At 49.3% G+C, this 14,178-nt stretch carries 13 protein-coding genes and 2 tRNA genes; 5 read left to right on the top strand and 10 right to left on the bottom strand.

Annotated elements, in window-relative coordinates; genetic code table 11:
* Nucleotides 1-36: 36 nt before the first annotated feature.
* The 3 genes from H3L95_RS02970 to H3L95_RS02960 all read right to left on the bottom strand — a co-directional run bounded on the left by H3L95_RS02970 (nt 37) and on the right by H3L95_RS02960 (nt 2,695).
* Entirely contained in the window at nt 37-1,317 is a 1,281-nt protein-coding gene (locus H3L95_RS02970) for a malic enzyme-like NAD(P)-binding protein (protein ID WP_003756682.1), read from the bottom strand.
* Between the two features lie 221 nt (nt 1,318-1,538).
* The gene (tmk, locus tag H3L95_RS02965) at nt 1,539-2,165 is read right to left on the bottom strand and encodes a dTMP kinase (protein WP_003756680.1); all 627 of its coding nucleotides are present in this window, start codon (nt 2,163-2,165) and stop codon (nt 1,539-1,541) included.
* A gap of 206 nt (nt 2,166-2,371) precedes the next feature.
* The gene (locus tag H3L95_RS02960; protein ID WP_003756678.1) at nt 2,372-2,695 is read right to left on the bottom strand and encodes a hypothetical protein; all 324 of its coding nucleotides are present in this window, start codon (nt 2,693-2,695) and stop codon (nt 2,372-2,374) included.
* Nucleotides 2,696-3,204: 509 nt separating this feature from the next.
* Here H3L95_RS02960 and H3L95_RS02955 point away from each other — a divergent pair.
* From H3L95_RS02955 to H3L95_RS02945, 3 genes are read left to right on the top strand one after another with little or no spacing between them, the layout of a single operon-like run.
* Nucleotides 3,205-3,936, top strand: a complete 732-nt coding sequence (locus H3L95_RS02955) for a hypothetical protein (protein WP_040668061.1) — start codon at nt 3,205-3,207, stop codon at nt 3,934-3,936.
* Between the two features lie 22 nt (nt 3,937-3,958).
* Nucleotides 3,959-4,204 carry a hypothetical protein gene (locus tag H3L95_RS02950; protein WP_040668059.1) on the top strand — a complete coding sequence of 82 codons (246 nt, stop codon included), beginning with the start codon at nt 3,959-3,961 and terminating at the stop codon, nt 4,202-4,204.
* Between the two features lie 56 nt (nt 4,205-4,260).
* Nucleotides 4,261-4,734 (top strand): hypothetical protein, encoded by a 474-nt coding sequence (locus H3L95_RS02945; RefSeq protein WP_003756669.1) that lies wholly within the window; start codon nt 4,261-4,263, stop codon nt 4,732-4,734.
* 347 nt (nt 4,735-5,081) lie between these two features.
* Here H3L95_RS02945 and H3L95_RS02940 read toward each other — a convergent pair whose 3' ends face one another.
* The 7 genes from H3L95_RS02940 to ppx all read right to left on the bottom strand — a co-directional run bounded on the left by H3L95_RS02940 (nt 5,082) and on the right by ppx (nt 11,755).
* Nucleotides 5,082-7,067 carry a slipin family protein gene (locus H3L95_RS02940; protein WP_003756666.1) on the bottom strand — a complete coding sequence of 662 codons (1,986 nt, stop codon included), beginning with the start codon at nt 7,065-7,067 and terminating at the stop codon, nt 5,082-5,084.
* Nucleotides 7,068-7,305: 238 nt separating this feature from the next.
* Nucleotides 7,306-7,491 (bottom strand): hypothetical protein, encoded by a 186-nt coding sequence (locus H3L95_RS02935; RefSeq protein ID WP_040668056.1) that lies wholly within the window; start codon nt 7,489-7,491, stop codon nt 7,306-7,308.
* 44 nt (nt 7,492-7,535) lie between these two features.
* Nucleotides 7,536-7,611, bottom strand: a tRNA-Met gene (locus H3L95_RS02930).
* A gap of 5 nt (nt 7,612-7,616) precedes the next feature.
* Nucleotides 7,617-7,686: transfer RNA gene (locus H3L95_RS02925), tRNA-Glu, on the bottom strand.
* A 431-nt stretch (nt 7,687-8,117) separates the two neighbouring features.
* The gene (locus H3L95_RS02920) at nt 8,118-8,990 is read right to left on the bottom strand and encodes a metallophosphoesterase family protein (RefSeq protein ID WP_003756659.1); all 873 of its coding nucleotides are present in this window, start codon (nt 8,988-8,990) and stop codon (nt 8,118-8,120) included.
* A gap of 77 nt (nt 8,991-9,067) precedes the next feature.
* A protein-coding gene (locus tag H3L95_RS02915) for an IS630 family transposase (RefSeq protein WP_128887897.1) occupies nt 9,068-9,915 on the bottom strand; the annotation gives its coding sequence in 2 pieces (ribosomal slippage) (nt 9,068-9,600 and nt 9,600-9,915; 849 coding nt in all).
* Between the two features lie 331 nt (nt 9,916-10,246).
* Nucleotides 10,247-11,755, bottom strand: coding sequence for an exopolyphosphatase (ppx, locus tag H3L95_RS02910; protein WP_003756652.1), 1,509 nt, complete (start codon nt 11,753-11,755; stop codon nt 10,247-10,249).
* A gap of 280 nt (nt 11,756-12,035) precedes the next feature.
* Between ppx and H3L95_RS02905 the strand changes: the two genes are divergently transcribed.
* Together H3L95_RS02905 and H3L95_RS02900 are read left to right on the top strand one after the other, a co-directional pair.
* On the top strand, nt 12,036-12,665 hold the full coding sequence (locus H3L95_RS02905; protein ID WP_003756649.1) for a lytic transglycosylase domain-containing protein: 630 nt from the start codon (nt 12,036-12,038) through the stop codon (nt 12,663-12,665).
* A gap of 128 nt (nt 12,666-12,793) precedes the next feature.
* Nucleotides 12,794-14,176, top strand: coding sequence for an MFS transporter (locus tag H3L95_RS02900; protein WP_003756647.1), 1,383 nt, complete (start codon nt 12,794-12,796; stop codon nt 14,174-14,176).
* Nucleotides 14,177-14,178: the final 2 nt, after the last annotated feature.

Below are 14,178 nucleotides of genomic sequence, written 5' to 3'. Positions count from 1 at the left end.
CGACCTTTTCTACACCACATTCAAATTAAAACCGGATTACAGTTTCCATTCGCTCAGTTTGGCAGCGTAGGCTTCCAAGTCTGCAATCGGACGGGTTGCCACGCCGCTTTCCATCGCAGCTTTGGCGGCAGCCGAAGCAACGCGCGGCAGCAGGCGTGAGTCGAACGGGGTCGGAATCAGGTATTCCGCGCCGAATTCGAATTTTTTACCGTAAGCGGCAACCACTTCTTCAGTTACTTCTTCTTTCGCCAAATCCGCCAAGGCATAGACGCAGGCGCGTTTCATTTCTTCGTTGATGGTCGTCGCGCCGACGTCCAACGCGCCGCGGAAGATGAACGGGAAGCACAATACGTTGTTCACTTGATTCGGGAAGTCGGAACGGCCGGTACCGATGACCACGTCAGGACGGGTTTCTTTTGCCAGCGGCGGCAGGATTTCCGGGTTCGGGTTTGCCATGGCGAACACGATAGGCTTGGCGTTCATGGTGTTCAGCATTTCAGGCGTCAGCAGGTTCGCGCCGGAGAGGCCCAAGAAGATGTCTTTGCCTTTGACGGCATCGGCAAGCACGCGTTGACCGTTGTCTTCAATGGCGTAGAACTGTTTGGACTCGTCCATACGGTCTTTGTCTTCGCGGGTTTTGTAAATCACGCCTTTGGAGTCGCAAACGGTAACGTTTTCGCGTTTCAAACCCAAATCGAGCAGTTGGTTCAAGCAGGCAATCGCAGCCGCACCCGCGCCGGAGCAAACCAAGGTCGCTTCCTCGATTTTGCGGCCGGTATAGCGCAGGGCATTCAATACGGCGGCGGCGGTAATGATGGCGGTACCGTGTTGGTCGTCGTGGAATACGGGGATTTTGCAGCGTTTGCGCAATTCGCGTTCGATGTAGAAGCATTCAGGCGCTTTAATGTCTTCGAGGTTGATGCCGCCGAAAGTCGGTTCCAACGCGGCGATGATGTCCACCAGTTTTTGCGGGTCTTTTTCATCGATTTCGATGTCGAATACGTCCACACCGGCGAATTTTTTAAACAATACGCCTTTGCCTTCCATCACAGGTTTGCCCGCCAACGCGCCGATGTTGCCCAAGCCCAAAACGGCGGTACCGTTGGAAATCACGGCAACCAAGTTGCCTTTGGCGGTATATTTGTACGCATTTTGCGGATCGGCATGGATTTCCATACAAGGAGCCGCAACGCCCGGCGAGTACGCCAAAGCCAAGTCTTTGGACGTGGCCAGCGATTTGGTGGGGGTAACGGAGACTTTACCCGGCACGGGGAATTCGTGAAATTTCAGTGCGGCTTCTTTTAATGAGTTTTCCATTTTTCGATCCTGTTGCGAGAGAGATGTTGAGACGAGGTCGTCTGAAACGTTGGTTTCGGGACGTTTGGCATTACAAAGCGGCTTATTTATTAACAAATAAACCTATTTTGTAATAGCGTGTAATTTTACCATGTTCCCAATGCGGCGCATACCGCTATTTTCATCTGAAACAAACAACCTCAAAGCAAAAACGTATCCTTTCAGACGACCTTCATTCGGTTTTAAACATCCATACCGAAACTGCGCGCCAACGCATGTTCGATATCCGCCCTCACCTCTTCCAAACTCCGGTTGCCGTCGATAAGCGCGTAGCGTTCGGGATGCGCGGCGGCGCGTTCGAGATAAACAGCACGCACGCGGGTGAAAAAATCCGCCTGCTCCTGCTCGAAACGGTCTTTCTCGCGCGTCTGCCCGATACGCGCCATCGACACTTCCAGCGGCACGTCCAGCAGCAACGTCAAATCAGGACCAAACCCGCCCTGCACCCAATTTTCCAACATTTCAATATCTTGCAGGGGTACGCCGCGCCCGCCACCCTGATACGCGAAAGTCGCATCGGTAAAACGGTCGGAAACGACATGAATGCCGTCTGCCAGCGCAGGCAGGATAACGTCTTCCAGATGCTGCTGCCGCGCGGCAAACATCATCAACGTCTCCGCGCGCAATCCCGCCTTGGTTTCAGGGTTCAACAAAATTTCGCGCAAAGCCTCGCCGACAGGCGTACCGCCCGGCTCGCGGGTGAACAATACGGGAAGGTCGTGGGATTCGAACCATCGGCGGATAACGGCAAGATTGGTCGATTTGCCCGCGCCGTCTATGCCGTCCAGAGTGATGAATTTGGGTTTCATAAGGTCAATTTTATTGAGAGAACGGATGTTCAAAAGGTCGTCTGAAAAGCAGGATTATAAATGCTTGATGGGGTTCGAAGTAGATTTTCAGACGACTTTGGATTCGGTTTTCAGACGACCTCTATGTTAACTGCTAGTAATATTGTTAAAGAACAAATAGTTCAGACGACCTCAAAGAAAGTATTGAGATCGTCTGAACTATAAAATTACTTTTTCGCAGCCCGAATTTTTTTCAAGCCATTCTCCAAAATAGTAACTTTCTCAGGAGGAGTTCCCCTATCCAAAGCATTCCACCAATTATTTACTGGTTTAACAAATAATTGGAATCCTTCATCAGTTACATTGGATTTTCGAATGATCAAATCTTCTTTGATAGAGCCATCCTCATTAAAGGGTTCAATATCAATAAGTAAACTATTCTTTTTAAGAAATGTCATAAGTGCAATAGACATTCTGATAATATCTTCACGATAGTCTTCATCAGCGTTTGCCTCCCAAAATGTCTGAAAATTAAATAATGTCACATCCATGATAATCTCCTAAGGTAATCTAATAATTTCGAATATTCCTTCAACATAAACCAAGCTTTTGCTGTCTCTAACATATACTCCACTGACACCTCTAATTCTTTCTTCTTTTGCTGCTGACTACTTTTTGAAATAGTCTTGCTAGTAACCTCTTAGGTGTATGTCTAAATCTTGGTATGGCCCGGCGGGCTTTTTGATTTCGGTGCGGACGAGCTGGTTTTCTAGGCCATATTGGTTTTCGCCGTCGGGTAGCTGCGGTAGATCAGGTTGTCTAATGCGTCGTAGGTGTTACGACGGCTGAACACATTACAATAAAGGTTGTCTGAAAGTTGTGTTTCAGGCAACCTCCATGTTGACCAGTAATAAGGTGTTGTTAAAAAGCAAATATTTCATATACCCTCAAAGAAAGTATTGAGGTCATCTTAACAGAATAAACCGCGTGCGTACCGCCCCCCCTACGCCAAACTAATTTAAACACACCTGGCTACGACAAAAACCACCCAACCATTCTAATGAAAACCAAACAACCGCCCTGCTTCCTCCGTCCAAAAGAAAAGATCGTCCGCATTAACCGCGTACGTCAACTCAACCCTGCTTATTGCGGTAATATTGCCCATCTGATCCGCCTGTACCTAAGGATTTGCCGCAATCCCTATCTGCATCTGCCGCGCGTACGCGCCAACCGCGCACCATGGCATTTTATCGAACTGGACGGTCATTTTTATTTGGATCTGGGACTGGGTTTGCCTACAGGCCGCAGCGAATGTGACTTTACCCTTCAAACCTGCCAACTTCCCGCTTGTCTGCAGCAGGGCGATGACGAGGCTGAAGAGCATTTCTGCGACATTCTGAAGGCAATGTTAATGATGTTTTACCTGCCCGTTTTTGCGCTCAATCAGTCTCAGTCCTGCATATGCAACAAAACCGTGTTGCTTCCTGAGACCGCTAAACCTCCACAAAATGATGAACAACGCACCAATCTGATTCAAAATCTATTTTTTAACAGTCATATAATGGATGCCCGCCGCAGGTTGATACAAGACGGGGGAATTCTGTATTTTATATTGGACGAAGCCAATCCCACCAAACGCCGCCCGTTGCGCGAATTGATAGATGAAATAAACATTCGACCTCAAACAAGCGAACCGGAACGGCAAAACATGAAAACCGTTATGACGTTTTATCGCGAAATGTCCGATTTCCTGCAATCCGGCCTACCGAAACAAATAAACGAAACAACCTAGAACATTAAGGTCGTCCGAAACCATGTATTACGAACTCCACCTTACTGCCACGCCACAACCTTCCTCTGTCCTTCCCCGTTTTCAGACGACATGTGCCGACTTGGAAGGCAAAGCCGTGCTAATCGAACTGCCCGAGGGCGAGCATCCTCAGCAACCGATGTTTTCCGCTGTGATACAGTCGGACGATTATCAAACCGTGTTTGAGCAATACATACAAAGCTTGCGCGATGCGGATCTGACGTTAGACAATCTTGTCTTGCCGCAATAAAGTTCAGGTCGTCTGAAAATGATTTTTCAGACGACCTCTCAGAAAGGAGCATTATTATGGGAATCCTCATTTTTAAAACCGACAAAACGAAATGGCAGAAAATGCTCATAGCTCTGTTAGGTTTATTTTTCTTAACTACGGCAATAGCCGGAGGAAATATGAATTTTCGTTCAGGTAAAAATGATAGTGATGTTTCAAGATTAGCCCATGCCAAAGCATTGGAAAGTAAATTAATTGGAGAAGAAGGGTCGAAATCCACGCAAAGCAATAGCTTTGAAAGATTGAATAAAGAAGGAAATAGAGATAAATTTAGAAAGTTATATCATGAATCAAAAAATATTCATGGGAAGATATATGCTTTAGTTTGGTTTTTCGATAATGATAAAAATTTGTACAGAAGATATAAGAATGAATTAAACCAAAATGAACACGTAATGATTCATCACGCAGATGTTAAATTGATTTCCCCGCTGTCTGATGTTTTCCCACTGATTGAATCAGGCTATTTAAAGAAACATATTTTGTATTGAATGTTCAATAAATCCTACTTCGCAATCTATTACTGCAATGTCAGAAAAGCTCATATTTGAGAAAGCCACTTACAGAGACCTTTGCAAAAATGGTCTATTAACGAAATTTGGCACCTAAGAGTACGCCAAAAAATTTTCAATTAACTAAAACCTTTCTGATATTGAGTAAAAAGTAGGAAAAATCAGAAAGGTTTTTCATTTTGGAAATGATATTGAGCATAAAAATTTAGTAACTTATATTATTGCAAAGACCTCATACACTTTATCCAAAAAAGCAGCCTGCACTTCCAAATTTCCAAGTACAGGCTGCTTTTCTGCCGTGCGGCGTGTTCAGGCGGCCAAAAATCCTATTTCGGCTGCTGAATATTAATCAAGCCCTTCAACACGCCGTCCAATCCGCCGTACACGGAAATCTTGTCGATTTTCTCGGTAACTTTTTCCAATGTTTCCAATTCTTTCAGCCGCAGGGCAGTCGGGTTTTCCTCCATCACGCGCGCGGTGTTCAGCAGCGAGCGTGTGGCGGCGGTTTCCTCGCGGCGGCGGATGTTGTTGGCTTGGGCGGATTTTTCGGCTTCCACTACGCGCGTTAAGATGCTGCGGATTTCGCCCGGTAGGATAATGTCTTTCACACCTGCACTGTCGATTTCCGCGCCCAGCGGCACTTTGGCGCGGATGAGCGCGGTCAGCTCCGTATCCAAGCCCTGTTTGTCCGCCAACAGTGTGTCCATACTTTTACTGCCGATGAGCGCGCGGATGGCGAACTGCAATTCGCGGTAGAGATATTCTTCGGGCGATTGATGCTGGGCAAACCATTTGGGCGCGTCCGTAATCCGGTAGTTGCACACCACATTGGCGCGTACGGTAACCTTATCTTCAGTCAGCAGCTCCTGTCCCGATACTTCGCAAGTCTGCAAACGCAAATCCGCCACTTGGCTGCCGACCGTCTGGTTTACCAGCCAATAGTGGTAACGCCCCTGCGTCAGAGGCGGTTGCTGCACGTTGTCGATATAGACCAATCCCTGATGGTGTTCGGGTACGTTTACCGTGTGCACTGCATTTTTAAACACAGGATGGCCGCCGAAATTGATGTTCTGCAACTGCTTCACTGTATCCGCATCGATTGCTAAACCTTGGGATAAATCAATACGTTGGATTTCATACGGCTGAGCCGCTTCGCGCCAGAACCACGCTGTTTCTTTGGGGCGGATCAGGTTTTGCAGCTTGCCGTTTTGCGACCACAGCAGCAATTCGTTTTCGCCGGCTTCCACGCGCTGCCAATGCGCCGCTGCGAGTTCGGGATTTTGCGCCGCCCATTGCGCCAGTTGCGCCGTATTTTCATACACGGGTATGCCTGTATCGGCAAACAGGGCTTTATGTTCCTCGCCCAACAGCAGCACATAATCGCCTTCGCCCAGCACGCGCATCAGGCGGTTGCGCTCGGTAATCAGCAGGCATTCGTTGGCTTTAACGGTATATTTTTGCAGGGGTTTGTCCAACGTGATGTGTGCCAGCAAAGCAGCCTGCACATTTTCGGGCAGCCAGTATTCGGTTTTCGGCTGCGTGTGCGTTTCGATTTCGCCATTTTCCGGCAACCAAAACGCTGCGTGTTCGCCGCTTGCCACGACCTTTGCGCCAAAATCCTGATGCCACGCCAACGTGTTTTGCCCCACAGGGCTTTCCAGCACCAGCCATTGCGGATTTTCAGGCTGCTCTTTCGCCCATTTCTGCGCGTCTTCCCATTGATGATACATTGCGTTGGCGGTGTGTTGCCGTTCGATTTCAATTTCGTTATTTTTCGCTCTCGCCTTGCTTTGCAGCAGATACCGCCCTTCGCCCAGCACGCGCTGCAAACGCCCGTTGATGCGGATAAGCAGGCGTTCGTGTTGCTCCACAACAAATTTCTCGCAGTTTGACGGCACTTGGTTGCGCAACAGCAGCGTTTCCTGCACGTTTTCAGGCAGCCAGTATTCGTTGTGCGCCAGCGTGAGCGTGTTCAATTCGCCTTTTTCAGGACGGAAAAACGCCCAATAGTCCGTATTGTCGGTTATGGTGAATACGGGCATTTCATCGTGCCATACCAGTGTATTGTGTCCGGCAGGGTTATGGACAATTTGCAGGAATTTTTCTGCCTTTTTGCGTTCCGAAGCGATTTTCAACAAACTGCCGATGCCGTTCCACTGCACATGCAGCACGGTCGCGTCCTGTTTGTGTGTTTCAATTTCCTTGCCCCAATGCCAAATAGTGTGTTTCCCCGCATTGAGAACGGTGTGCAGGCTGCCATCCAGCAGAACGATAAGGTGTTCGGTGGGTTTGACGACGAAATTTTTGAACATGACGTTTCCTTTTTAAAATGGATTGGACTTGGGCATTTCCGTTGCCCCAAATCCCGTTTCAGGCCGCCTGAAAACGGCAACCCGAAGAAATAGGGGCAACCTGCCGCTGCCGCTTGTGCAACAGCCAGAGGCGGCGCGCCCGTGTGTGTATCGGGGAGCATGAAAGCAGCGCAGGGCTTAAGTTTCACATCTTGCCTAAACCGTTTTGCCGTGCGCCGGTAACATGCCCGCCTTTGCGTCAGCCGGGCCGCAAGCCTTGCCCGTTGTCCTTGCGGTGTGGCGGCGGATAGGTTTCAGACGACCCCAATGGTGCAGGCTGCCTGAAACGCCGTCCGACACCGCGCCGCGCAGAAAGCGGCAGCAGCAGGTTGCGGTACTGCGTTTTTGGTTTTTGAGACCAATAAATGTCGGTTTTACAAACCATTTTCTATCGTGACAGGATAGTGTCGGATAAAGCCCCGACAGGCTTGGTTTTGAATACAGGAATCGAACCTGTTACACAAGGATTATGAGTCCTTTGCTCTACCCAATGAGCTAATTCAAATGCTTGTGTTGCGGGAATCGAACCCGCTACCGTCAGAATGAAATTCTGATGCTCTACCGAGTGAGCTAAACACTTCCATCAGCTTTGTGCTATGGGATTCGAACCCACGTTTGCGGACCCGTTGCCCGCCGTCTTATCCACTAGACGAAACACGCTTTTGCTTTTGGTTTTCTGCTTTCCGCCACTTTCGTAGCGCAGGATGCGGAATCGGCACGCCGCCCGCACAGTTCTGCCTGCCGCTAAACACGCAGAGCCGCTGCTAATCGCTTTGAAAAGCATGGACAGATTGTATTAAAAAGACAGCCTGAAAACAAATATTGATTTAGTAAGTTGTTTGCCATTCATTCCGAGCACTATTAAGCAGCCCATTAGCCGATAATGCCTCTACTACCTTTGCCGTTACCATTTCTTACAGCGGTTCCAAATCAAATATCATTAAGGGTTCGAACTATCTAAAACAATCAACCAAAATAAAAGGACGGATTTCCTTATCCGCCCCTTTTACATCAGTAATATCGCCAAGTATCCCGCATAAAATGGATAATCTCGTTTAATGGTACAGGTGAAAGCGTAAAATGCTTGTCACCCTTCTGCTGCTCTACTTCCAAAATCAACATACACCCCTCCGACAACTTACCCTCTCCGTCAAATTCCAATTCTTTAATTTTTACCGACTGTGTAATGCCGTTGTCTGCCAAATTTTGCTGATATGCTTCTCCAGTATGTCCGTAAAAATGGTAGGCAAAAGCAAGCTTATCCATCACTTCTGCAATTTCAACAGAGCCATAACCGCGCTGGCTGTCACCAAACTTATCATGCGTAATCAGCACATCGGGGTCATGTTTGCTTTTCAGGCAATCTTTAACCAAACGGCGCAGATTCTGACGTTCATATTCTTGGATAAATTCGCCATGAGGTCGTTGTTTTCTATCGCCAATACGGCCGATGCCGATTATTTCCAGCGATTCTCCTCCTTTTTGAAACACAAACGAATCCCCCGTTTTGAGTACCCAAACGCGCTCATAAGCATCAATGGTAAAAGCAGCCTGCTCGCTTTGCCGTTCTAATTCGTCTAAAAAACCATGATCTTCATGATTGCCACGTACGCAAAGCATATCGATATTAAGTTTATCGAGAAATCGGGCGATTTGAGGATTCGGTTGCACAAAATCGTCCATAAATCCCAATTCATTGCGATCTTTTGCAGCATGACGCAAGGTGGCTTTATCCATACAATCTTTACTGGGGAAAGCACCCATATCACCACATTGGAGAATCAAATCTATGCTTTTGCCTGTAATTTGCTGGTAGTGATGTACCAGCTTAAAAGGAAGTAAGAATTTGCCATGTATATCGGCGAATAGAGCGAAACGGAGCATGGGAGAAATTTCAATCAAATGAATGGAAATGAGGAGGCGGACATACCGACACCTTAAATATAAGACACATTTTATAGTCAATTAAAATCAAAATAGGACAGTAACGCATCGTCAAATCGGGCGTAATCAGACAATACGGTTCGCAGATACCGCTTAATATTCGCCCACACCTTCTCAATCGGGTTGAGCTCAGGTGAATAAGGTGCAAGAGGCAATACCTTATGTCCCAATTTTTCCGCCATTTCCCGTAAGACACCCATACGGTGAAATCGTGCATTATCTAAAATAATCACCGATTTTTGAGTCAATGCGGGCAGTAGGCATTGCTGAAACCACGCTTCAAAAAAGACTCCGGTCATCGTATTTTGATAAACCATCGGAGCAATCAGCCGGTTGCCGACTTGTGCGGACACCAGAGATAAGCGTCGGTATCTTTTTCCACTTATCTGCGCTTTCACTATTTGCCCTCTCAGGCTACGGGCATAGGGACGGAACAGGTAGCGGTCAAATCCTGTTTCATCCAAATAAACACGTTGGTAGTCGGAAAATTCGGCCAGTTGTGTCAAATAATGCGTTACTTTGGCCGGGTCTTGTTCTTTGTAAGTGGTGGTCTTTTTTTGCGCGTCATCCCCATCTGTTTGAGTGCATAGCAAACGGCGGCTGGCGTACAATCAAAATGTTTGGCGATTTCATGCAGATAGGCATCCTGGTGTTGCTCAACATATTGAGCCAGTTTTTGCCTATCCAATTTGACGGCATTTAGACCGGTAACTTGATGTTTTAGGCTGCCTGTTTGTTTTTTAAGGCGAATCCACAGGTAAAGCGTGTTTCTTGACAAGTTAAACGTTGCTGCGGTTTGGCTGATGTTTTTGCATTGTTCGTAATAGTTTAAAGCTTTGTTTCTTAAGTCCGCAGAGTATGCCATGGTTAAACCTTCAAAGTTGAGTATTGTACTATTTTGTTTTTAATTTACTATAGCAGCAAACGATAAACGTTTTTTACTTGCTTAATCTTAAATAGGAAACACTATCGATGTGTTAGAACATTATGTTTGAGTGATTTATTGAGGAAAGCCCATGCTTCATCCCAAACCATACCCATTGATAAAATATCTGATGGGTCAGCCCTTATCGACCTGTTTCAAATACTAAAAAATATTGGATTCAAAATCCTTATCTCAAATCACGACATCCCTGCAAATAACAAAAAGGTCGTCTGAATCTAATTTTCAGACGACCTTTTTACTATTTTCAGCCCTATTGAGGCTGCACGTTGAAAGGCATATCGATCTTTTGCCATTGCGCGCTTTCGTAGTCGAGCGCGGCGGCGATTAGGGGGTGTTGTTCGAGCCAGTTTTGGCTGATGCGCAGGATGAAGCCTTTGCCGGTTTCGTCGGCGCGCAGTTGGGTTTGCGGCGGCAGATCCAAAGGCAGGCGGGCGCGGCAGAAAAGTGCGGCGAGGCGCAGGGAAAGGACGGCGTACCAAAGCATTTCGCTGCTACCGACGATGTCCGCCATTTTTTTCATGTCGCCGCGGTGTCCGATGACCAGTTGCGCGAGTATGGTTTGTTCTTTGCGGGAGAAGCCGGGCATATCGGCGTTTTCGAGGATGTAGGCGGAGTGTTTGTGGTAGCCGGTGTGGGCGATGTCGAGTCCGATTTCGTGCAGTCTGCCTGCCCAGCCGAGGTATTGTTGCCATTGGGCAAGGTCTTGGACGGTTACGTTTTTGGCGTGGCACAGGCTGTCCATAAAGGCTTGCGCGGTTTCGGCGACGCGTTTGGCTTGGTTGAGGCTGACGTGGTAGCGGTTTTGGAACTCAGCGGTCGTCTGATCGCGCATGTCTTCGTTCAAACCTCGCCCAATCAGATCGTAGAATACGCCGTCGCGCAGGGCGGCTTCGGTAACGGTCATTTTGGTGAGTTCGAGTTCTTCAAACGCTGCCATCATGACGGCCAGTCCGCCGGCGAACACTTCCACGCGTTCGGGCTTGAGGCTTTCGAATTTGGCTTTTTTGACGGAACCGGCTTCAATGATGCGGTCGGCGAGGTAGCGCATGCCTTTGTAGGTGATGTCGGCTTCTTGGGGCAGCTCGGCGGCGATGAGGTCGCGGATGGATTTGGCGGAGCCGGATGTGCCGATGGCGAAATCCCAACCTGTACGCTTCATGAGTTTGCTGATGCGCTGGATTTCGTTACGTGCGGCAGAGATGGCGGCTTGGAAGTCTTTGGCGGTGATTTTGTTTTGGAAGAAACGCAGGCTGTAAGTGACGCAGCCTAAGGGCAGGCTTTCGGTAGCGAGCGGCTGGAGGTCGGAGCCGATGACGAATTCGGTCGAGCCGCCGCCGATGTCGATGACGAGCATCTTGTCGCCGTTGGGCGGTAGGGTGTGGACGACGCCGGTGTAAATGAGGCGGGCTTCTTCACGGCCTGCGATGATTTCGATGGGGAAGCCCAGTGCGGCTTCGGCTTTGGGTAGGAATTGGGCGATATTTTTTGCTACGCGGAAGGTATTGGTCGCCACAACGCGCACTTGTTCGGGTTTGAACCCGCGCAGCCGTTCGCCGAATTTTGCCAAACAGTCCAAGGCGCGCTCTTGTGATGCTTCGTCGAGGTTTTTATGTTCGTCCAAACCGGCGGCAAAACGCACCATTTGTTTGAAGGAATCGATGACTTTCAGTTGTCCGTTGTTGTTTTCGCAAACTTGGAGGCGGAAGCTGTTGGAACCTAAATCGACGGATGCCAGGACGTTGGTGGGCGTAGTGGTCATGAAGAAATACCGGTGGATAAACGAAGCTCTAATGTTACTCTGTCCCGCCGTTGATTGACAATATCGCAGATCAACTTTAAACCGCCGCAATATTGCACCGTATTGATGTATCACGCATTGTCTGTTTCAAGTCAATCTGCTCATCAATGATGTACGCCACCTTTGATTCTGCACGGAGATATTCTTATAATACCCGTTTTGCAAACGTCAAAAGGTCGTCTGAAAACAAAAATAGGGTTTTCAGACGACCTTTAAACCGACTAAACGAATGACAGTACACATGAAAACGGAAAACCTTATCCTCACGCCCGAATCCCCGTCCCGCCGCCGCTTTTTACTGGCTGGCGGCGCATTGCTGCTCAGCCCGGCAGCCGCACTCGCCGGTGCGCAACGCGAAGAAACGCTTGCCGACGATGTCGCTTCAGTGATGCGCAGCTCCATCAACAATGTCAATCCGCCGCGCCTCGTGTTCGCCGATCCAAACGAAGGCGAACGCTGGCTGGCGGCAATGTCTTCCCGCCTTGCCCGCTACGTTCCCGATGCCGCCGAACGCCGCCGCCTGCTGGTCAACATCCAATACGAAAGCAGCCGCGCGGGGTTGAATACCCAAGTGATTTTGGGCTTGATCGAAGTCGAGAGCGCGTTCCGCCAATACGCCATCAGCGGCGTGGGCGCGCGCGGGCTGATGCAGGTCATGCCGTTTTGGAAAAACTATATCGGCAAACCTTCGCACAACCTGTTCGACATCCGCACCAACCTGCGCTACGGCTGCACCATCCTGCGCCACTACAACAATATCGAAAAAGGCAACATCGTCCGCGCTTTGGCGCGATTCAACGGCAGCCTGGGCAGCAACAAATACCCCAACGCCGTCTTGGGCGCATGGCGCAACCGCTGGCAATGGGGCTGACCGCGGGGTATAAACGGCTGCGCCCGTGCAAATGCAAACCCTTTTGAATCCTGTATAATCCGCACATCTGATAATTTTAAAATTTCAGACGACCTCAAAATTCTACCGGGTCGTCTGAAAAACCGTTTATGGCAAAAGACACCCGCATCCAAATGTTCCCGCACGAATGGCGTGCCAGCACCACCCTCTCCGGCGTTTACGCACTGCGTATGTTGGGGATGTTCTTGGTTCTCCCCGTTTTGTCCTTATATGCCGCCTCGTTGCCCGGCGCGGAAAACAACAAAACCTTGGTCGGTCTGGCAATGGGTATCTACGGACTGACGCAGGCTTTGCTGCAACTGCCTTTGGGCATCGCCTCCGATAAATTCGGACGCAAAAAAACCATTTATGTCGGACTGATTGTCTTTGCCGCCGGTAGTTTTCTTGCCGCCGCCGCCAACTCATTGCCTATGCTGGTTGCCGCGCGCGCCATTCAAGGGGCGGGCGCAGTCAGCGCCGCAGTGACCGCGCTGCTTGCCGACTTGACCCGAGACGGCGTGCGTACCCGCGCAATGGCGATGATAGGTTTGAGCATAGGCTTGACCTTTTCCGTCAGCCTTGTGGTCGCCCCGATGATTGCCGACATTATCGGCGTTCCCGGATTGTTTATGCTGACCGGCATCCTGACCGTCATCAGCATAGGCGTTGTCGCTTGGATGACTCCTGATCCCGAAGTGTCCAAGCTGCACGAAGACACACAGGCGCAGCCCTCTCGCATGGGCGAAGTCCTCCGAGACCGCCAGCTTCTCAACTTGGATTTCGGCATTTTCGCGCTGCACGCCGCACAAATGGCGTTATTCACCGCCCTGCCTTTTGCCATGACGCAGCTCGGTTTGGAAAAAATCCAGCATTGGAAAGTCTATCTGCCCTCGACTATTGCAGGGCTGGTGATTATGATCCCCCTCATCATCATCGGCGAAACCCGCAACAAGCTCAAGCAAGTCTTCATCCTCGGCATCGCCTGCATCGCAGCGGCGCAAATCGGCTTATTGTTCGGCATGCACTCGATTTGGCTGATTACCGCCTATCTGGTCGTTTACTTTATCGGCTTCAACGTATTGGAAGCCAGCCTGCCGTCCATGGTATCTAAGATTGCGCCGGCCGATTTGAAAGGCACAGCGATGGGCGTTTACAATACCATGCAGTCCGTCGGGCTGTTTGTAGGCGGCGCAAGCGGCGGATGGCTGTTTCAACAATACGGCTTTGCAGGCGTTTTCACCTTTTGCAGCGTGTTGATGCTGCTATGGCTGGTCATCGCCGTGCTCGCGCCCGCGCCCAAACCCGTCAAAAACCTCAGCTATCCCGTCAGCCCCGCATGGCAGGAAAAACACGATTCGCTCTACCAAGCATTGTCCCAAGTCGAAGGCGTCGAAAGCATTACCTTCAGCGCAGACAAACAAACTATTTACATCAAGGCGTTGCAAAAAGGATTTGACCAAGAGGCCGCCGAAAACATCATCACAGGAGTTTAAAA

The sequence above is a fragment of the Neisseria sicca genome, assembly GCF_014054945.1.
Taxonomy (GTDB): domain Bacteria; phylum Pseudomonadota; class Gammaproteobacteria; order Burkholderiales; family Neisseriaceae; genus Neisseria; species Neisseria sicca.
This window is presented reverse-complemented; position numbering and strand designations above follow the sequence as displayed.

What these genes read in the sequence shown, in the direction of transcription:
- H3L95_RS02970 (WP_003756682.1), bottom strand. Translation starts at nt 1,317, where the DNA reads ATGGAAAACTCATTAAAAGAAGCCGCACTGAAATTTCACGAATTCCCC.
- tmk (WP_003756680.1), bottom strand. Translation starts at nt 2,165, where the DNA reads ATGAAACCCAAATTCATCACTCTGGACGGCATAGACGGCGCGGGCAAA.
- H3L95_RS02960 (WP_003756678.1), bottom strand. Translation starts at nt 2,695, where the DNA reads ATGGATGTGACATTATTTAATTTTCAGACATTTTGGGAGGCAAACGCT.
- H3L95_RS02955 (WP_040668061.1), top strand. Translation starts at nt 3,205, where the DNA reads ATGAAAACCAAACAACCGCCCTGCTTCCTCCGTCCAAAAGAAAAGATC.
- H3L95_RS02950 (WP_040668059.1), top strand. Translation starts at nt 3,959, where the DNA reads ATGTATTACGAACTCCACCTTACTGCCACGCCACAACCTTCCTCTGTC.
- H3L95_RS02945 (WP_003756669.1), top strand. Translation starts at nt 4,261, where the DNA reads ATGGGAATCCTCATTTTTAAAACCGACAAAACGAAATGGCAGAAAATG.
- H3L95_RS02940 (WP_003756666.1), bottom strand. Translation starts at nt 7,067, where the DNA reads ATGTTCAAAAATTTCGTCGTCAAACCCACCGAACACCTTATCGTTCTG.
- H3L95_RS02935 (WP_040668056.1), bottom strand. Translation starts at nt 7,491, where the DNA reads ATGGTTTGTAAAACCGACATTTATTGGTCTCAAAAACCAAAAACGCAG.
- H3L95_RS02920 (WP_003756659.1), bottom strand. Translation starts at nt 8,990, where the DNA reads ATGCTCCGTTTCGCTCTATTCGCCGATATACATGGCAAATTCTTACTT.
- ppx (WP_003756652.1), bottom strand. Translation starts at nt 11,755, where the DNA reads ATGACCACTACGCCCACCAACGTCCTGGCATCCGTCGATTTAGGTTCC.
- H3L95_RS02905 (WP_003756649.1), top strand. Translation starts at nt 12,036, where the DNA reads ATGAAAACGGAAAACCTTATCCTCACGCCCGAATCCCCGTCCCGCCGC.
- H3L95_RS02900 (WP_003756647.1), top strand. Translation starts at nt 12,794, where the DNA reads ATGGCAAAAGACACCCGCATCCAAATGTTCCCGCACGAATGGCGTGCC.